Source organism: Leucobacter sp. NPDC077196, from assembly GCF_040687075.1.
Taxonomy (GTDB): domain Bacteria; phylum Actinomycetota; class Actinomycetes; order Actinomycetales; family Microbacteriaceae; genus Leucobacter.
In genome coordinates this window covers 86,546-105,288 of record NZ_JBFBML010000002.1, presented here as the reverse complement: position 1 = coordinate 105,288, position 18,743 = coordinate 86,546, and the positions used below count along the sequence as shown (strand labels likewise).

Genomic DNA, 18,743 nt, shown 5'->3' with positions numbered 1-18,743 from the left:
CGGCAGAGGAGTACATCATGGCAACAGTTACGTTCGACAATGTCACCCGGGTCTACCCGGGTGCATCACGACCATCGGTCGACGCGCTCGATCTCGATATCGGAGACGGGGAGTTCCTCGTGCTCGTCGGCCCATCGGGCTGCGGCAAATCCACGACGCTGCGCATGCTCGCCGGGCTGGAGGAGATCGACGGCGGTCACATCCTCATCGGCGAGCGCGACGTCACCGACGTTCCCCCGAAGGATCGCGATATCGCGATGGTCTTCCAGAACTACGCGCTGTACCCGCACATGACCGTCGCCGACAACATGGGCTTCGCGCTCAAGATCGCCGGCGTCTCGAAGGCGGAGCGCGAGGAGCGTGTGCGCGAGGCCGCTCGCATGCTCGACCTTGAGGAGTACCTCGACCGCAAGCCGAAGGCGCTCTCGGGCGGTCAGCGGCAGCGCGTGGCGATGGGGCGCGCGATCGTGCGTCAGCCGCAGGTCTTCTTGATGGACGAGCCGCTGTCGAACCTCGACGCGAAGCTGCGGGTGCAGACCCGCACGCAGATCGCGTCGCTGCAACGTCGGCTCGGAGTCACGACGGTGTACGTCACGCATGATCAGACCGAGGCGCTCACCATGGGCGATCGCATCGCGGTGCTCAAGGAGGGCGTGCTGCAGCAGATCGGCACCCCGCGCGACCTGTACGAGACGCCGAACAACGTGTTCGTGGCGGGCTTCATCGGGTCGCCCGCGATGAACCTGCTGCCGGCGACCATCGCGGGCGAGGGGGCGCGTGCCGGATCGCTCGAGGTTCCACTCGAAACCTCCGTCCGCAGTGCCGCGTCGAGCGGCGCCGTCACCATCGGCATGCGACCGGAAGACCTGGCGGTCGTCTCCGAGGGCGAACCCGGCATCCGGGTGGAGGTCGATCTCGTCGAGGAGCTCGGCGCCGACGGGTACCTGTACGGTCACGCCGATGTCGACGGCGTGCGCACCGATGTGGTGTCGCGGGTCGACGGGCGCGTGCACCCCGAGGCCGGCGACACCGTCACGCTGGCCCCGAACCCGGCCCGCGTGCACGTCTTCGACGCAGAGTCGGGCGCCCGCCTCTCCTAACGGCGCCCCTCCGACCGCCCGTTCGGGGTCGATTTCGGGGCACTCGCCCCTGCGGCGACGCCCCGAAATCGCCCCCGATCCAGGAGGGGACCGGGGTCTTGCGCGAACGCCGCGAAGCGCTAGCCTTGATTCATGAGCGACCTGAGACTCGAAGAGCTTTCCGCAGCGACCATCGTCGCGGTGAATACGTTGGGCTTGAAGCGAGGCCAGGAGCAGTTCATCACGCCCGTGTCTTACGCTGCGGCAGCGGCGGTCACGCCCGCGCACACCGCTTGGCAGCGGGTCGTCTTGCGGGATGACGAGGTCGTCGGCTTCATTCACGGCAATTTCGACACCGAGGCTTCGCAGGAGGAGTTCAGAGCTGCTCTCTGGCGCATCAACGTCGACGCTGAGGAGCAGGGTTCCGGCGTGGGCTCCTTCGCCGTCAGGGCACTCATCGATGAGGCTCGCCGCCGCGGATTCGAACGCGTCACGGTGCTGTGGGAACGCGGTGAGGAGGGACCCGAAGGGTTCTTCCTGCACATCGGCTTCGCTCCGATCGGCGAGACGCCGTACGGCGAGGTCATCGGCGCAATCGATCTGTAAGGGTTGACCGGCTCACCGAGCCGCGAATCACGAGGGGCGATCGTTTCGGTCGCCTCTTCCGTGTTGTTCGCGGGCATTTACTTCGTCACTCCGCTCCTCGCGCCGGCTCCGGCCGAAGCGATCTGGGCGCTCCGCACACTGTGCGCCATCCCCATCATCGCGCTTGCCCTGCTCGCCGCACGCCAGTGGTACCTCGTCGCCGAGCTCGCCAGCAGGCTCCGACGCACGCCGCTCCTCGTACTCGGCGTGATCGGGTGCGGCGCGCTGATCGCGGTTCAGCTCTGGGTCTTCACCTGGGCTCCACTGCACGGACGCGGATTGCAGGTCGCGCTGGGCTACTTCCTGCTTCCCCTGATGCTCGTGCTCGTGGGAAAGTTCGTCTACAAAGACCGCCTGCAGTGGTGGCAGTGGAGCGCCGCCGGCATCGCCGCAATCGGCGTCGGGTATGAACTCGTGCGCGCCGGCGGGGTGTCGTGGGAGACGCTGCTCGTCGCGGTCGGTTATCCGGTGTACTTCGTACTGAGACGAGCGCTCGGCTTCGCTCACCTCGGCGGCATGTTCTGGGAGTTCGTCGCGATGACACCGGTCGCGGCGGTCCTCCTGGGTCGTGAGCTCGTTACGGGGAGCTCGCTCGCTGAGAACCCTGCCCTCGTCTGGCTGGGCCCGGTCTTCGGCATCGGCACGGGCGTCGCGCTCGTCTGCTACATCCTCGCTTCCCGCTTGCTGACGATCAGCGTGTTCGGGCTGCTCAGCTACCTCGAGCCGGCACTCCTCGTCGTCGCATCGATGCTCAACGGGGAGCGCATCGACCCGGCCGAATACCCGCTCTACATCGCCATCTGGGCGGCCGTGCTGGTGCTGATCGGCGGCGGGGTCGCCGGCCTGCTGCGCCGTCGGCGAACGGGCGGGTAACTCCGGGTACAGTTCTCGCATGAGCGAAGTCATGGATCCGGTGTGCGCTGAGCACACGCACGGCTACATCGAGCACAAAGACGAACTCCTGAAGCGGCTCCGTCGTGCGGAGGGTCAGGTGCGGGGCGTGCAGCGAATGGTCCAGGAGGACGAGTACTGCATCGACATTCTCACGCAGGTTTCGGCTGCGACAAAGGCGCTCGAGCGCGTCGCGCTCGAGCTGCTAGACGATCACCTCCGCCACTGCGTCGCCTCCGCCGCGGCCGAGGGCGGTGAAGTCGCCGCCGAGAAGCTGCACGAGGCGTCGGCGGCCATCGCTCGCCTCGTGCGCTGACCGTCACCCCGCATTCAGCCCCTCGACGCTCACCGTTCACCGATGCAGACCACACTTGAGGGGCCCTGATCGCCAGACTCGAAAGGCTTCCGAATGGATGCAGAGCTTCCCCAGACACCGGGCGACGCCTTCCAGCGCGCCGCGCCCGGTGACGTGGACGTCACGCCCGAGATCGATGAGATCGGCGAGCTGCTCTCCGTCGGCCGACCGGAGCGCGATGGGCCCGATGCCGCGTGGCGACAAGGCTACCCGTACGAAACGAAGCTCTCACGCCGTGCGTACGAGCTCGAGAAACGTCTGCTGCAGATCGAGCTGCTGAAGCTGCAGGCGTGGGTCAAGGAATCCGGCGAGAAGATCGTGATCCTGTTCGAGGGACGCGACGCGGCCGGAAAAGGTGGCGCGATCAAGCGCTTCACCGAACACCTCAACCCGCGCGGCGCACGCGTCGTCGCCCTCGAGGTGCCGACCGAGCGCGAACGCACGCAGTGGTACTTTCAGCGCTACGCACAGCATCTGCCCTCGGCGGACGAGATCGTCATGTTCGACCGCTCGTGGTACAACCGCGCCGGCGTCGAGCGTGTCATGGGCTATTGCACGCCCCAGCAGTACCTCGAGTTCACCCGGTCGGCTCCCGAGTTCGAGCAAATGCTCGTGAACTCGGGCGTGCACCTCGTGAAGTTCTGGTTCTCGGTCGGCAAGGCCGAGCAGCACGAGCGCTTCATGTCGCGCTCCGAGGACCCGGTCAAGCAGTGGAAGCTCTCCCCCACCGACCTCGCGAGTCTCGACAAGTGGGACGACTACACCGAGGCGAAGGAGGCGATGTTCTTCTACACCGACACTCCGCACGCTCCGTGGACGGTGGTGAAGTCGAACGACAAGAAGCGCGCACGCCTCGAGGCGATGCGGTGGGTGCTCTCGCGGTTCGACTATCCCGACAAAGACGAGCAGGTGGTCGGCATTCCCGACTCGCGCCTCATCGACTCCCCGGCGACCGTGTACGACGAGGGCGAGGCGCCCGCTGGGAGCTTCCCGGTGGTCGGCGGACGCTGAACCGCAGCCCCTTGCATCGCTCAGCTCCGCCCACCACGATGGAGACATGAGCGAACCCGGAATCGATCCCGCAGCCATCCCGTCCGACGCACTGCAGAGCGGCGTGCCCGACACGACTTTCTCGCTCTTCGCGGCCTTCCGCGTCAGCTCGTCGCACCCGGTCGTGCTCGATGGCCGCGACGTGCCCGGCATCGTGCGCGAGCTCGAAGACGTCTCCCGCGAGATCGACGACGAGGGCGTGGTGATTCGCGGCTGGTACGACGTGAGCGGGGTGCGGTCGGATGCCGACGTGCTCGTCTGGCTGCAGGGAGTCGCTCCTGAGGACCTGCAGTGGTCTCTTCGTCAGCTGCGTCGCGCAGCCATTGTGCAGCCGCTGATCCGCACGTGGAGCGCGCTCGGCATCGTGGTCGATGCGACCGGATCCGACGAGGCGCCCAAGCAGTGGCTCTCCGTGAGCGCCGTGTCAGAGCGCCCGGGATTGGCAGGCGCTCCGGGAGCGGTCGCCATCCAGTCGGCGGCGGCATGCGGCATCGGCGATGCCGATTGGATCGTGACCTACGAGGCCGACGAGCTCGCGTGGATCGTCGACCACCTGCGCGATGCTGGAGGATCGGGTGCGCGCGGTGGCACGATCGCTGGGCGTCTCATCGACCCGGCTGAAATGGTCGAGGTGCTGCAGTAACGAGCAGGCGCTCGAGTTCGGTCCGGGCCTCGAGAGGTACGGACCATTCGCTTCTACAGGCCCGAGTAGGCGTGCAGTCCTTTGAAGAACACGTTGACGATCGTGAAGTTGAAGATGACCGCCGTGTAGGCGATGACCGATAGCCATGCCGAGCGCGTGCCCCGCCATCCGCGCGTGGCACGCGCATGGATGTACCCGGCGTAGAGCACCCAGATGACGAAGGTCCAGACCTCCTTCGTGTCCCAGCCCCAGTACCGGCTCCACGCCGCTTCCGCCCAGATCGAGCCGGCGATCAGCGTGAAGGTCCAGAACACGAAGCCGATGATCGCGAGACGATACGACAGGTCCTCCAGACGAACCGCTGCGGGGAACGTCGTGAGGAAGCGCATGGTCGGCACGCCTCCCTGCGCTTCGCGGGCCTCGCGTCGTGCCTGCAGCAGCTGCAGCACCGACAGGCCGAACGACAGGGTCAGGAAGGCGACCGCCAGCACGGCCACGAGAATGTGGATGACGAGCCAGTACGAGTCGAGCGCGGGCTGCAGCGGCACGATGGCGACGTAGAAGTTCACCTTCGTCACGCCCAGGAACAGGATCGTCATTCCGGTGATGAGCGCACCGAGGAAGCGCAGGTCGACGAAGAATTGCACGACCAAGAAGATCAGCACGATGGCGCACGTGGCGGTCAGCGCGAACTCGTACATATTGGCCCACGGCACGCGCTCCGCACCGATGCCGCGCAGCACGGTCGCTCCGAGGTGGAGCAGGAATCCGAGCACGGTGAGCGAGAAGCCGATGCGCAGCGATCGGGATCGCCGGGGCTTCGGGCCGGCCACGGTGGCACGGCTCGGCGGCGCCGTGCGCACGAGCGTCGCCACCCCACCTGCAGCGCTCGCCGAATCTGCCTCAGCAGCGGGCGTGCGCGCCGCGGCGGCTGCGTCGCCGCTGCGGTTCGCGAGATCCACCGCGTAGAACACGAAGGCGATGGCGTAGACGATCATCGCCGAGTACAGGGCGATGGTCGAATAGTTTTCCAGTTCCGTCAGCAGCACAGTCCCCTAGAGTAGCCGCTCCCGCTGTGAACTGACGCCCCTGGCACGGGCGGGCCGGCGCTCACGCTGCCGGCCCGCCCGTGCTCGCGGTTTACCCCGCGAGCACCACCTGCTCCAGACGCTGGTAGCCGGTTTCCATACCCTCGGCCATTCCCGTGGCGAGCACGGCTTCCCGCACCTCGGCGTCGGGATACGTGATCACATAGGCGAGCAGCGTACCGCCGTCGACGGGGGTGGGCGTCATCTCGTTCAGCGTCTCGGGGCTTCCCGCTCCGTCGGGATTCTGCGGCGAGATCATGCGTTCCGTCGTGACGAGGCGACGCGGCGGAGCGGCCTCGACCACGACACCGGCGAAGCCGAAGCGCTCGCCGCTCTCGTCGTTCTGCCACTCGGTGCGCAATTGCTGACCGACCTCGGCGCCGTACTCGCACACCGGCATGCTCCACCCATCGGGTCCCAGCTGCCATCGCCCCAGCAGTGAGGGATCGACGTGGGCCTGCCACACCTGCTCGACCGATCCGCGAATGATGCGCGAGACCCGTGCCTGGGTGTCACCCAGCAGTTGCACCTCGGTCGCACGCCCGGCGGCGAACGCCTGGAGATCCTCGACGACCGCGTCGATCTGTGCCATCGCGGCGCGCATACCCTCTTCCATTCCCATCGCTTTCAGCTGTTCGAGCGCTTCGAGCGAACCGAAGTGGGACGTCGTGGTGAGACGCGAACCGAGTGCCGTCTCGGCGAATGCGAACTCCATGCGCACGCTGGGGAAATCGGTGTTCGGCGTGCCGTCTTCGTTGGTGAATCCGTCGCGCACCACGAAGGAGTGCGGCGCATCGACCGCCTCCCACTCCCAGTAGCCTCCGCTGCGCTCGCCGTCGGGGCCGATCATGACGTAGGTGCTCACCCCGCCGACGACGGCGTCGTGACGGGTGAATGTCGAAGGGTACTCCGGCGGCCCCCAGAATCGCTCGATCTGCCGGGGATCGGCGTAGGCATCCCAGAGTCGGCGCAGCGGGACGGTGAAGTCGGCGACGACGGTGAGTGTGTAGGCGTCGGTGTCGGTGGCAACGGATGTGATGGGCATGGTGACGACCTTTCTGAGGTGCGGGCGAACGCTGCGTCGGTGCAGCGGCACGGGGTTGACTCGGGGCAGCTACTCGGGACGTTCGGCGAGGAACGCGTCGAGACGATCGATGCGCGAACGCCAGATCTGCTCGAAGTGGCCCAGGAGCTGCTGAGCCAGGCGGATGGTTTCGGGGTTGCCGTGAATGATGCGCTCCCTTCCTTTCGGTGTGCGTGCAACGAGGTCTGCGGCTTCGAGCACGGCGACGTGCTTCTGCACCGCGGCGAACGACATGTCGTAGTCGGCAGCCAGCTCGGAGATCGACGCCTCCGCGGTCAACGTGCGACGCACGATGTCGCGCCGAGTCTCATCGGCAAGCGCGCGGAAAATGCGGTTCACCTGCTCCTCAGAGAGCGCAGCGGTGTGCTCCACGGGGGTGACTCCGTCGGGCTGGGGCGAGATTCGTGCAACCATTTGGTTGCACGTTACGCCGCACCACGCGACGCGTCAAGCACTCCGTCACCCGCTCCGCTCAACACGAGCCCGAAGAGAGGCTACGACGCGCGCTTTCGCCTCGCGTTGCGCACCAGTCGGGCAATCACGAACCACAGGAACAGCGCGATGACGATCGCGATGACCGCGTCGGAGAGCACGCCGCTCCACTGCTCGAGAATCGGCTTGATCGCCGGCCCGAAGCCGTACCCCAGCCCGATCCAGATCGCGTTCCACACACCTGATCCGAGCAGCGTGTAGAGACTGAATTTCACAATCGACATCCGCTCGATTCCGGCGGGAATCGAGATGAAGGATCTGACCAGAGGAACGCAGCGGCCCACGAGCACCGCCGTACCGCCCCACCGGGCGAAGAACGCCTCTGCACGATCGAAGTCATCGTGATCCATCAGCGGGATCTTGCCCACGACCATGCGAGTACGGTCGCGACCGAATGCCGCACCGATGGCGTACCAGACCCATGCGCCCACCAGCGCGCCGAGCGTCGCCATGGCCCACGCCAGCCAGAAGTCGAGACGCCCCTCGTACGCGAGAAATCCCGCGCCGGGAAGCAGGGCCTCGGAGGGAATCGGCGGGATGAACGTCTCGAGGAACACCGCGAGGCCGACGCCCAGCTCGCCGATGGTCTCCATCAGGTTCAGGATCCACCCGACGAGGCCCTCGTAGTCGCCACTCGGATGCGTGTTCATGCGCATGTTCCCGACCCTCGCTTCAGACGATCTCGTCGCCGGCCGGCGATACGGGAGCCGCGGCCGCCGCACGTCGCTGGGTGCGCCAGTGGGTGAACGCTCGCGCGAGCTCGATGAGGATCGGGATGCCGGGTATCAGCACGAGGACGATGATGAACACCTCGCTGTACTCGCGCACGAAGGGGATCTGCCCGAGGAAGAACCCGAGGAGCGTCACCCCGACACCCCAGAGCAGGGCGCCGATCGCGTTGTAGAGCACGAAGTGGCGGTACTCCATCTTGCCGACCCCGGCAGCCGCGGGCACGAACGCGCGGAAGATCGGAAGGAAGCGCGCGATGATGATCGCCTTCGGACCGTGCTTCTCGAAGAACAGATGCGTGCGCGCGACGTTCTCGGGATTGAAGAATCGGCTCTTCTCCCGATTGAAAATGGCCGGCCCGAGCTTGCGGCCGATCATGAACCCCATCTGATCTCCGGCGAACGCGAACACGAAGAGCAGGGTGCAGGTGAGCCAGATCGGCACGTCGATGATGCCCGTGGCACTGAACAGGCCGACAGTGAAGAGCAGCGAGTCGCCCGGGAGAAAGGCGAGCACGAGCACGCCCGTTTCCAAGAACACGAAGGCGCAGGCCAGCACGAGGGCGATCCAGCCGCCCGCTTCCAGCAGAGTCTCGGGGTCGAGCCAGTCGATGCCGAACAGCGCGGGGACGGTCGCGATCGCGGAGAGGGCGGTGGTCGTCAAGCTCACGTACGGTGCTCAGCTTTCGTCGAAGTGGATGGCGGGCACGACGCACACCAGTATGTCGCGCCCGCCTGAAAGCTCGGCACCCCCAATAGGGCGGCGCAGCGCTTGCCGCACTGGCGTCAGCCGCGCTCCGCCATCTCCACGACGTTCTGCAGCAGAAGCGCACGCGTCATCGGTCCGACGCCGCCGGGATTCGGCGACACCCACGCCGCGACCTCAGCGACCGAGGGGTCGACGTCTCCGACGACACGGCTCTTCCCGGTCTCGGGATCCGTCTTGCGCGACACCCCGACGTCGAGCACGATCGCGCCCGGCTTCACGTGCTCCGCGCGCACGATTCCTTCGACCCCGGCTGCGGCGACGATCACGTCGGCCTGCTGCAGGATGCCGCCGAGATTCTGCGTTCCCGTGTGCGTCAGCGTCACCGTCGCGTTGAACTCTCGTCGGGTGAGCAGCGGACCGATCGGACGGCCCACGGTGACGCCGCGGCCCACGACCACGACGTGCTTGCCGGCCCACGAGATGCCGTTGCGCTCCACGAGTTCGATCACGCCGCGCGGGGTGCACGGCAGCGGCGACTCGATCGGCCGATTCGCGTTGAGCACGAGTCGCCCGAGGTTCGTCGGGTGCAGCCCGTCAGCGTCCTTATCGGGATCGATGCGCTCGAGGATCCGGTCGGTGTCGATGTGCTTCGGCAGCGGCAGCTGCACGATGTAGCCGGTGCACGCGGGATCGGCGTTCAGCTCGTCGAGTACGGCCTCGAGCTCCTCCTGCGACACCGTCTCGGGGAGATCGCGCTTGATCGACGCGATGCCGACCTCGGCGCAGTCGCGGTGCTTGCCCGCCACGTACCACTGCGAGCCCGGATCGTCGCCGACGAGCACGGTCGCGAGTCCGGGCACGATGCCGCGCTCGAGCAGCGCCGCTACACGCGCCGCGAGTTCCGCTTTGATCGCCGCAGCAGCTGCCTTCCCATCCAGAAGTTCAGCGGCCACCGGTTACCACTCCTCGAGACCGGGGTACAGCGGGAACGCGTCGGCGAGGGCCGTGACGCGTGCCGACAGCGCATCGACGTCGCCCGACTGCTGCAGCGTCAGCGCGATGATGTCGGCCACCTCGGCGAACTCCGCGTCGCCGAACCCGCGCGTCGCGAGCGCGGGCGTGCCGATGCGCAGGCCCGACGTGACCATCGGCGGGCGAGGATCGAACGGCACCGCGTTGCGGTTGACCGTGATGCCGACGGCGTGCAGCGCGTCCTCCGCCTGCTGCCCGTCAAGCGAGGAGTTGCGCAGATCGGCGAGCACCAGGTGCACGTCGGTACCGCCCGTCAGCACATCGACGCCGGCGCCGCGAGCGGCCTCGGTCGTCAGCGCATCGGCGACGAGTTTCGCACCCGCGAGCGTGCGCACCTGACGGTCGGCGAACTCTTCGGTCGCGGCGAGCTTGAACGCGGTCGCCTTCGCGGCGATCACGTGCATGAGCGGCCCGCCCTGCTGGCCCGGGAAGACGTTCGAGTTGAGCTTCTTGTGCATCTCGAGATCGTTGGTGAGGATGAAGCCGGAACGGGGCCCACCGATGGTCTTGTGCACGGTCGACGAGACGACGTGCGCGTGCGGCACCGGGTTCGGGTAGAGGCCCGCGGCAACGAGACCCGCGAAGTGCGCCATGTCGACCCACAGGGTCGCGCCCACCTCGTCGGCGATCTCGCGGAACTTCGCGAAGTCGAGCGTGCGGGGGTAGGCCGACCACCCGGCGATGATCACCTTGGGGCGGTGCTCGAGCGCCTGCTGGCGCACGACATCCATGTCGACGAGGAAGGTCTCGGGATCGACGCCGTAGGACGCGACCTTGTAGAGCTTGCCCGAGAAGTTGAGCTTCATGCCGTGCGTGAGGTGGCCGCCGTGCGACAGCTCGAGACCGAGGATCGTGTCGCCCGGCTCGGCGATTGCCGAGAGCACGGCGGCGTTGGCCGAAGCGCCGGAGTGGGGCTGCACGTTGGCGTACGCTGCGCCGAAGAGCGACTTGGCCCGCTCGCGGGCGAGATCCTCAGCGACGTCGACGAACTCGCATCCGCCGTAGTACCGGCGCCCCGGGTAGCCCTCGGCGTACTTGTTGGTGAGCACGGATCCCTGCGATTCGAGCACCGCGCGCGGCACGAAGTTCTCGCTGGCGATCATCTCCAGCGTGGAACGCTGACGATTGAGCTCGTTCTTGAGAACCTCGGCGATCTCGGGATCGACGACTTCGAGCGGCTCGTTGAAAAAGGCTGACTGGGTGGTCATGCAATGCTCCTCGGTGGTGATTCGCGCGCGAGCGCGGCAACATTTCCGGATCCGACCCAGGCGAGCGGCCGTCCCATGCAAGCAGTGTGTCGTTTCCCGATGGTGACCATCTGTACGCCAGTCACGACGGCCTCAGCTTAGCAAGCGGGAGCGACGGCGGCGAGCGGTGTGCGTGCCGCCATCGCCGACGTCTGCGCCTTCAGCAGCAGCGCGCGCCGGGGTTCTGATCCTGCTCGGCGTAGTGCTCGCGCCAGAAGGTGCGCACGTCGGGCACCGGCACGCCAGGGTGCGCGGCGCGAAGATGCGCGACGTAGCGCTCGTACTTGGTGTCGCCGAAGAGCTCGCGGCAGAACCAGCGCAGACGCGCCCCGATCGCACGCACGAGGCAACGCACTCAGTGCCCGCTCGCGCGCGCCGTATGCAGCTGTTCGTCGACCCAACGGCGCTCGAGCCTGCGCTCGTTCGGAGTCGCCAATATACCGGCAGGAGCATAAGTGCGGGATGCGACCGGCGGATCGCTCGTATCCGCGGCCTCCGGGCTTCGGTGCGAGCGGAGCACCGCGAGCACGGCAGCGATGATGACGATGATCGCGAGCGTGACGAACAGGATCGAGAGCGTCCCCTGGATCGCGGTGTTGCGCACGACGGCGCTCATCGCCTCGACTCCATCCGCCGTGCCGTGCGACGTCTCCCCTGCGGCGAGCGCCTCGCGGAATGCGACATGATTCGCCCAGTAGCCGATCGCCGGGTTCGGTGAGAAGATCTTGAATGCCGAGGCCGTGATCGTGACCACGGCGGTGAGCGCGAGCGGCACGACGACCACCCAGAGGTACCTGAAGTTCTTCTGCGCCGCGACGATGGCCATGACCACGGCGAGGGCGATGGCCGCGAGCAGCTGGTTGGCGATCCCGAAGAGCGGGAAGAGCGTATTGATGCCTCCGAGCGGATCCGTGACTCCCATGATCAGGATCGATCCCCACGCAGCAACCATGATCGCGGTCGCGATCCACACCCCGGGACGCCACGAGTTGTCGCCGAACTTCGGCACGACGTTGCCGATCGAATCCTGCAGCATGAAGCGGGCGACTCGCGTGCCGGCGTCGACGGCGGTCAGGATGAAGAGGGCCTCGAACATGATTGCGAAGTGGTACCAGAAGCCCATCATGGCCGTGCCGCCGATGAGATCTTTCATGATGTTCGCCAGCCCGAGCGCGAGGGTCGGTGCGCCGCCGGTGCGCGAGACGATGCTCTCCTCGCCGACAGCGGCGGCCATGTCGGTGAGCTGCTGCGCTGAGACGTCGGCTCCGGTGAGGCCGAGACCCATGACGAAGTCGACCGCGCCCTGCACGGTGCCACCCGTTGCTGCGGCGGATCCGTTCATGGCGTAGTAGATGCCCTGATCGAGCGTCACTGCGGCGACCAGCGCCATCAGCGCCACGAACGATTCCATGAGCATGCCGCCGTAGCCGATGACGCGGGTCTGCCGCTCCTTCTGCACGAGCTTGGGGGTCGTGCCGCTCGCGATGAGCGCGTGGAATCCGGAGAGGGCGCCGCACGCGATCGTGACGAAGAGGAATGGGAAGATGCTGCCGGTCACGACCGGAGCGGTGTCCGTGAAGGCGAACTGGCTGAGCGCCGGGGCCTCGACGTTCGGCATGACGAGGATCACCGCCGCGGCGAGCAGCAGGATCACGCCGATCTTCATGAAGGTCGAGAGATAGTCGCGCGGCGCGAGCAGCAACCAGACCGGCAGCACGGCCGCGATGAAGCCGTAGATGATGATGCACCAGGCGAGCGTCGTCTTGTCCAGGGTGAACAGGGCCGCGCCCCACTCGGTCTCGGCCACCCATCCGCCGGAGATGATGGCGGCCATCAGCAGCACGAACCCGATGATCGACACTTCCGTGATGCGCCCCGGGCGCAGGTAGCGCAGATACACCCCCATGAAGAGCGCGATGGGGATGGTGAGCCCGACGGAGAAGACGCCCCACGGGCTCTCGGCCAGCGCGTTGACGACGACGAGCGCGAGAATCGCGACGATGATCACCATGATGACGAGGGTGGCGAGAATCGCCGCCGTCCCGCCGACGCTGCCGAGCTGGTCGCGGGCCATCTGCCCGAGGGAGCGGCCTCCGCGGCGCATGGAGAAGTACAGCACCAGGTAGTCCTGCACGGCGCCCGCCACGATCACGCCGACGACGATCCAGATCGTTCCGGGAAGAAAGCCCCACTGCGCCGCGAGGATGGGACCGACGAGCGGCCCGGCGCCGGCGATCGCGGCGAAGTGGTGGCCGTAGAGCACGCGCCGGTCGGTGACGACGTAGTCGCTGCCGTTCGCCCGGTACTCCGCGGGTGTCGCACGGCGGTCGTCCGGTCTCGCGATCTTCCACTCGATGAACTTCGAGTAGAAGCGGTAGCCGATGAGATAGGTGCAGACGCCGCGAACACGAACCAGATGGCGTTCACCGTCTCGCCTCGCGCCAGGGCGAGCATGGTCCAGCCCACCGCTCCCAGGACGCCGACCGCGATCCAGATCGCGATCTTCAGACCGCGGTGCCTGCCCGCGTCCTCGGCGTGCTCTGCGTCGGTGAGCGCGACCGGCGGGAGGCCAGTGTCGTGTTCGAAAACTGGGTCTTGTTCGGAAACCGGGTTGTGTTCGAAAACCGGGTCTGGTGCGTCTGGACTACGGGGGTGCGACATCGACTCACTCCATTGCGCTGATGCTCGCCGCCGGGTGCTGATCTGCGCAATGCACGGGCAACGCCCCCCGGCGCACACTGTAGCAAAATTGGGCCGGTGCAGTGCACGCACTACCCTGGACACCGTGACTACGCTCTCCGCACCTTCCGCCGCGCCCGACACCCAGTGGGTGCTCACCCTCTCCTGCATCGACGGACCCGGGATCGTGCACGCGATCAGCGGCGCCATCGTGGCAGCCGGCGGCAACATCGTGGAGAGTCAGCAGTTCGCATCGGCGGACACCGGGCGCTTCTTCATGCGCCTGCAGGTGGAGGCCATCGCGCAGCCGGAGACGTTCGACGAGCGGTTCGCCTCCGCGCTCGCCCCGGTGACCGAGCGCTATCACATGACCTGGCGCCTGGATCGTGCGGACCGACCGGTCCGCACGCTGATCCTCGCCTCGACCGCGACGCACTGCGTGAACGACCTGCTCTACCGTCGTCGCGCGGGCCAGCTCGCCATCGACGTGCCGCTCGTGCTCTCCAACCATGAGACGGTGCGCGACATCGCCGAGTTCTACGACGTGCCGTTCGAGCACCGCGCCATTGCTGGCAGCGACGACAAGGCGGCGTTCGAAGCGCGCGTCTTGGACGCCGTCGCAGAACTCGACATCGAACTCGTCGTGCTCGCCCGTTACATGCAGATCCTCTCGCCCGAGCTCTGCGCCGCGCTCGAGGGACGCGCGATCAACATTCACCACTCCTTCCTGCCCGGCTTCAAGGGGGCGAACCCCTACAAGCAGGCGCACCAGCGCGGCGTGAAGCTCATCGGAGCCACCGCGCATTTCGTCACCACCGACCTCGACGAGGGGCCGATCATCGAGCAGGACACGATTCGCGTGGACCACGGGTACACGGTGCGCTCACTCACGCAGCTGGGCCAGGACGTCGAGGCCCGGGTGCTGCGCCACGCCGTGCGCTCCTACGCCGAGAACCGCGTGCTCGTCGACGGCGACCGCACGATCATCTTCTAGGAGCGCCGTCGAGCGTCGTCCTCCCGCGCTGTGAGTGCGGCATACTCGGCGCGCAGACCGGTGAGCATCGCCCGTAGGCCGATGCCGAACGCGTCGTCGGCCGGGCTGATTCCCGCTGCGGCGAGCGCAGCGCCCCGAGCGCGATAGGCACCGGAGAAAGCCGGAACATCGTCCCGGCGCCCTGGATCGAGCATCGCCGGGTCCGCCGCGAGATCGAGCGCGGCCCCGAGGATAAAGCACTCGAAGGCCACGATCACCGAGAGTGCGCGCTCCTGCGGCCACCCCGCGCGCACCAGACCGGCCGCTACTGCGTCGTACATGAACGACGTGCCCGAATCGGGATCGAGTGGTTGCACGGCGAGCAGCGCGATCGTCGGCGGGTGCGAAGCGAAGGCGAGCCGATACCCGAGCGCCCACTGCTCGAGCGCCGCATCCCACGGCAGCTCGGCGAACGGAGCTGTGGGGATCCGTTCGCTCACCAGGTCGCGCACGCCCGCGATGAGCTCGGCTTGACCGGCGACGTGGTTGTAGAGCGAGGAAGGTCGCACGCCGAGCTCCGCGGCGATCGCGCGCATGCCAGCGCCCTCGACCCCGTGCTGATCGATGAGCCGGAGTGCGGTCTCGTGAATCAGTCGGGCCGAGAGCACATTCTGCTTCGGTCGACCTGCACGCCGCCGCTTCGGGGCCGCCTCGGTCGCCATGCCACTCCTTCGTGCTCTCCGATACGAATTGCGCAACGAATCGGTTCGTTTGCTCGCACTCGCCGGAAATCCGTACTAGTCTCGTCCCGCCGGTAAACGAACCTCGTTCGTTTACCACTGTAGCCCCACCGCCACACCGGCACCGAGCAGCAAGGATGCAGCATGAGCGTTGATTCGCACGTCACCGTCTTCGTCAACGGAGCGGTGATCGTCGATCCCGATCGAGATGACTCGACAGCGACGAGCGACGCGATCGCGTTCCGATCGGGCGCTGTCGTCGCGCTCGATGACGACGCCCGTGCGCTCGCCGCAGATGCGACGACGGTGATCGACCTCGCCGGCGGCGCGCTGGTGCCCGGTATCGGTGACGGTCACGCCCACCCCGTGCTCGGGGGCGTCGAGGCGCTCGGACCGCAGGTGCGGCAAGCGACCGACCTCGACGGCATCCTCTCGGCGGTCGCCGACTGGAAGGCCGCCAATCCCGATGCCGAATGGATCATCGGGGCGAGTTATGACGCCACGTTCTCTGAGGGCGGCGTCTTCGATGCACGATGGCTCGATGACGTGACCGGCGATACCCCCACCATTCTGCGAGCCTGGGATTACCACACCGCCTGGGTGAACAGCGCCGCCCTCGCGGCCGCCGGCATCACGGCCGACACCCCCGACCCAGAACTCGGCCGCATCGTGCGCCGCGCAGACGGCACCCCGCTCGGCACGCTGCAGGAGGCCGCGGCGAATGACTTCATCGCCGAGATCGTTCCTGCGTTCGCGCTCGACCAGCGCCTCGACGCGATCGAGCGGGCGACGCGGGGGTATGCCGAGCAGGGCACCACCTGGATCCAGGACGCCTGGGTGGAGCCGGCCGACCTCGAGCTCTACCTCGAGGCAGCGCAGCAGGAGCGCCTGCACACGCGCGTCAACTTGGCCTTCCGCGCCGACCCGGCCCGCTGGCGCGAGCAGGTCGCCGAGTTCGTCACGAATCGTAACCGCGTCAGATCGCTGGGCCACCCGCGGTTGAGCGGTGAAACGGTCAAGCTCTTCCTCGACGGCGTCATCGAGAGCCACACGGCCGCGCTCATCGAGCCGTACGCCGACCGCCCCGACGATCGCGGCCTGCCGAATTGGAGCGACGCCGAACTCACCGACGCCGTCCGCGCCTTCGACGCCGAGGGATTCCAGCTGCACCTGCACGCCATCGGCGACGCCGCGAATCGCAGCGCGCTCGACGCCCTCGAGCACGCGCGCGAAACGAACCCTCCCCGCGAACGCCACGATGTCATCGCTCACGTCGCCGTGCTCGATCCCGCAGACGTCGCGCGCTTCGCCGAGCTCGGTGTCATCGCGAACTTCGAGCCCTACTGGGCGCAGTGCGATGCGGTGATGCGCGATCTCACGATCCCGCACCTGGGCCACTCCCGTGAAGGCTGGCAGTATCTCATCGGCTCGGTGCACCGCAGCGGCGCCACCGTCACGTTCGGCAGCGACTGGCCGGTGACGACGCGCGACTGGCGCCCGGCACTCTCGACGGCGATCACGCGCCACAGCCATACCGAACCCGACGCCGACGCCTGGCTGCCTGAAGAACGCATCAGCGCCGGCGCCGCACTCGCCGCCTACACCTCCGGGATCGCCCGACAGGCCCTCGCGACCGATCGCGGCACCCTCGAGGTGGGCCGCGTCGCCGATGCGGCATGGCTCTCGGCCAACCCGCTGACCATCGCCCCGGAGTCCATCGCCGACCTCGTCGTCCACGGCACGTGGCTCGCGGGCGATGTGACCTACTTGAGCGCTTCCCGAACCAGCACCACCCGCACCACCTAACGCCGTTCTCACGACATCGCACGACTCAAAGGAGACCACCGTGAGCGATACGCAAGCCAAACCCCGCCTCAAGCGGGCGCTCGGCCTCACCGGCCTGACCCTCTTCGGGGTCACCTACATGACGGTCATCACCGTCTTCACCACCTACGGCATCGTGAACCAGGTCACCGACGGGCACCTGCCGGCGGCCTACGTCATCGCAGTGATCACCATGCTGTTCACCGCGGCGAGCTACGGCGCAATGGTGCGCAAGTATCCGGTTGCCGGATCGGCCTACACCTATTCGCAGCAGTCCTTCGGCGGCGCCGCCGGCTTCTTGACCGGTTGGGTGATGCTGCTCGACTATCTCTTCATCCCGATGATCAACTTCATGCTCATCGGCATCTACCTGAACACGCAGTTCCCGGCGATCCCGATCTGGGTGTTCACCCTCACCGCTCTCGTCGTCGTACTCGTCTTCAACATCTTGGGCATCACGCTGGTGAACAAGATCAACTTCGTCATCATCGCCCTCTCCGTCGTGCTCGTCGTCGTCTTCGTCGCGCTCGCGTTCAAGCAGTACCTCGGCGGGGATCAGTCGGTCGGCCTGATCGATCCCTTCACGTTCGGCGAGGGAGGCATCGGAGCGATCGCATCGGGAGCGGCGATCCTCGCGCTCTCCTTCCTCGGCTTCGATGCGGTCTCGACGCTGTCGGAGGAAGCGAAGAATCCCCGTCGCGACATTCCTCGCGCGATTCTGCTCGCAACGATGCTCGGCGGCTTCTTCTTCATCCTCGTCTCGTGGGCGGGCGCGCTCGCGTTCAACCCCGATTGGACGACGCTCAGCCCCGAGCAGATCGACGCCGCGGGCACGACCGTGATGGACAGCTTCGGCACGAGCTGGTTCACGGCATTCTTCGTCGCCATCTACGTCGTCGGCGCATTCGGCTCGGGCATGACCGGTCAGGTTTCGGTTTCGCGAATCCTGTACGCGATGGGGCGCGACGGCATGCTGCCGAAACCGCTCTCGCGACTGCACTCCCGCTTCGGCACTCCGGTGATCGCCGCGGTGGTCGTGTCGGTGTTCGCGCTGTCGGCCCTCTTCCTCTCGCTCGACACCGTGGCGTTCATGATCAGCTTCGGTGCACTCGCGGCGTTCGCGATGGTCAACCTCTCGGTCATCCGCACCTACCTCTTCCCGAAGAACGGCAAGCGGCCGGAGGGAGCATGGGCCTGGATCCGCTTCGGAGTCATGCCGTTGATCGGCTTCGCGCTGACGATCTGGCTCTGGAGCTCGCTCGAGGCCCTCACCTGGCTCGTCGGCGGGATCTGGCTGGCCGTCGGCGTTGTCATCATCGCGCTCGTCACCGGCGGCTTCCGCCGGCCCGTGCCGAAGATGGACTTCTCGGAGAGCGATCCGAGCACCGAGCAGATCGATCAGTTGGCGGAGGACTACCCGCTCGACCCGCGGTAAACGTCCCAGGGAATCGCGTATGCGCCGATTCCCTGCCTGCACGCCGACT

18 protein-coding genes and 1 pseudogene are annotated in these 18,743 nt (G+C 67.1%); 9 read left to right on the top strand and 10 right to left on the bottom strand.

Translation table 11 applies throughout. From position 1 onward, the window contains the following. Positions 1-17: 17 nt before the first annotated feature. From ugpC to AB0O71_RS04190, 6 genes are all read left to right on the top strand, one after another. Positions 18-1,100: a sn-glycerol-3-phosphate ABC transporter ATP-binding protein UgpC gene (gene ugpC, locus AB0O71_RS04215; RefSeq protein ID WP_363742417.1), complete on the top strand. Its 1,083-nt coding sequence runs from the start codon at positions 18-20 to the stop codon at positions 1,098-1,100. 132 nt (positions 1,101-1,232) lie between these two features. Beyond that, on the top strand, positions 1,233-1,685 hold the full coding sequence (locus tag AB0O71_RS04210; protein WP_363742415.1) for a GNAT family N-acetyltransferase: 453 nt from the start codon (positions 1,233-1,235) through the stop codon (positions 1,683-1,685). A 3-nt stretch (positions 1,686-1,688) separates the two neighbouring features. Continuing rightward, the gene (gene rarD, locus AB0O71_RS04205; RefSeq protein WP_363742413.1) at positions 1,689-2,597 is read left to right on the top strand and encodes an EamA family transporter RarD; all 909 of its coding nucleotides are present in this window, start codon (positions 1,689-1,691) and stop codon (positions 2,595-2,597) included. Positions 2,598-2,616: 19 nt separating this feature from the next. Further along, positions 2,617-2,931, top strand: a complete 315-nt coding sequence (locus tag AB0O71_RS04200) for a metal-sensitive transcriptional regulator (RefSeq protein ID WP_363742411.1) — start codon at positions 2,617-2,619, stop codon at positions 2,929-2,931. A 93-nt stretch (positions 2,932-3,024) separates the two neighbouring features. Then, complete coding sequence (ppk2, locus tag AB0O71_RS04195; protein WP_363742408.1) at positions 3,025-3,981, top strand: polyphosphate kinase 2; 957 nt, start codon at positions 3,025-3,027, stop codon at positions 3,979-3,981. Positions 3,982-4,027: 46 nt separating this feature from the next. After that, positions 4,028-4,663: a chlorite dismutase family protein gene (locus AB0O71_RS04190; protein ID WP_363742406.1), complete on the top strand. Its 636-nt coding sequence runs from the start codon at positions 4,028-4,030 to the stop codon at positions 4,661-4,663. Positions 4,664-4,716: 53 nt separating this feature from the next. Here AB0O71_RS04190 and ccsB read toward each other — a convergent pair whose 3' ends face one another. The 9 genes and pseudogenes from ccsB to AB0O71_RS04145 form a co-directional block, all read right to left on the bottom strand. Further along, complete coding sequence (gene ccsB, locus AB0O71_RS04185) at positions 4,717-5,661, bottom strand: c-type cytochrome biogenesis protein CcsB (RefSeq protein ID WP_363742715.1); 945 nt, start codon at positions 5,659-5,661, stop codon at positions 4,717-4,719. Between the two features lie 142 nt (positions 5,662-5,803). After that, a complete protein-coding gene (locus AB0O71_RS04180) occupies positions 5,804-6,796 on the bottom strand; it encodes an SRPBCC family protein (RefSeq protein WP_363742403.1) in 993 nt (330 codons plus the stop codon). 69 nt (positions 6,797-6,865) lie between these two features. Next, positions 6,866-7,249, bottom strand: coding sequence for a metalloregulator ArsR/SmtB family transcription factor (locus AB0O71_RS04175; protein WP_363742400.1), 384 nt, complete (start codon positions 7,247-7,249; stop codon positions 6,866-6,868). An 80-nt stretch (positions 7,250-7,329) separates the two neighbouring features. Next, a complete protein-coding gene (locus AB0O71_RS04170; protein WP_363742397.1) occupies positions 7,330-7,983 on the bottom strand; it encodes a DedA family protein in 654 nt (217 codons plus the stop codon). A 16-nt stretch (positions 7,984-7,999) separates the two neighbouring features. Beyond that, positions 8,000-8,725, bottom strand: coding sequence for a VTT domain-containing protein (locus tag AB0O71_RS04165; protein WP_363742394.1), 726 nt, complete (start codon positions 8,723-8,725; stop codon positions 8,000-8,002). 116 nt (positions 8,726-8,841) lie between these two features. Continuing rightward, positions 8,842-9,717, bottom strand: coding sequence for a bifunctional methylenetetrahydrofolate dehydrogenase/methenyltetrahydrofolate cyclohydrolase (locus tag AB0O71_RS04160; protein WP_363742391.1), 876 nt, complete (start codon positions 9,715-9,717; stop codon positions 8,842-8,844). Positions 9,718-9,720: 3 nt separating this feature from the next. Next, a complete protein-coding gene (glyA, locus tag AB0O71_RS04155) occupies positions 9,721-11,004 on the bottom strand; it encodes a serine hydroxymethyltransferase (protein ID WP_363742388.1) in 1,284 nt (427 codons plus the stop codon). A 199-nt stretch (positions 11,005-11,203) separates the two neighbouring features. Then, positions 11,204-11,386 carry a YbdD/YjiX family protein gene (locus tag AB0O71_RS04150; protein ID WP_363742384.1) on the bottom strand — a complete coding sequence of 61 codons (183 nt, stop codon included), beginning with the start codon at positions 11,384-11,386 and terminating at the stop codon, positions 11,204-11,206. A gap of 12 nt (positions 11,387-11,398) precedes the next feature. Further along, positions 11,399-13,704: pseudogene (locus AB0O71_RS04145) on the bottom strand (carbon starvation CstA family protein). A gap of 124 nt (positions 13,705-13,828) precedes the next feature. Between AB0O71_RS04145 and purU the strand changes: the two are divergent. Beyond that, positions 13,829-14,716 (top strand): formyltetrahydrofolate deformylase, encoded by an 888-nt coding sequence (gene purU, locus AB0O71_RS04140; RefSeq protein WP_363742381.1) that lies wholly within the window; start codon positions 13,829-13,831, stop codon positions 14,714-14,716. Here the strand turns inward: purU and AB0O71_RS04135 are convergent. Next, a complete protein-coding gene (locus AB0O71_RS04135) occupies positions 14,713-15,417 on the bottom strand; it encodes a helix-turn-helix domain-containing protein (RefSeq protein ID WP_363742378.1) in 705 nt (234 codons plus the stop codon). The genes purU and AB0O71_RS04135 overlap by 4 nt on opposite strands. Positions 15,418-15,579: 162 nt before the next feature. Between AB0O71_RS04135 and AB0O71_RS04130 the strand changes: the two genes are divergently transcribed. Together AB0O71_RS04130 and AB0O71_RS04125 are read left to right on the top strand one after the other, a co-directional pair. Further along, on the top strand, positions 15,580-17,241 hold the full coding sequence (locus tag AB0O71_RS04130) for an amidohydrolase (protein ID WP_363742374.1): 1,662 nt from the start codon (positions 15,580-15,582) through the stop codon (positions 17,239-17,241). 40 nt (positions 17,242-17,281) lie between these two features. After that, positions 17,282-18,694 (top strand): APC family permease, encoded by a 1,413-nt coding sequence (locus tag AB0O71_RS04125; protein WP_363742371.1) that lies wholly within the window; start codon positions 17,282-17,284, stop codon positions 18,692-18,694. Positions 18,695-18,743 lie beyond the last annotated feature (49 nt).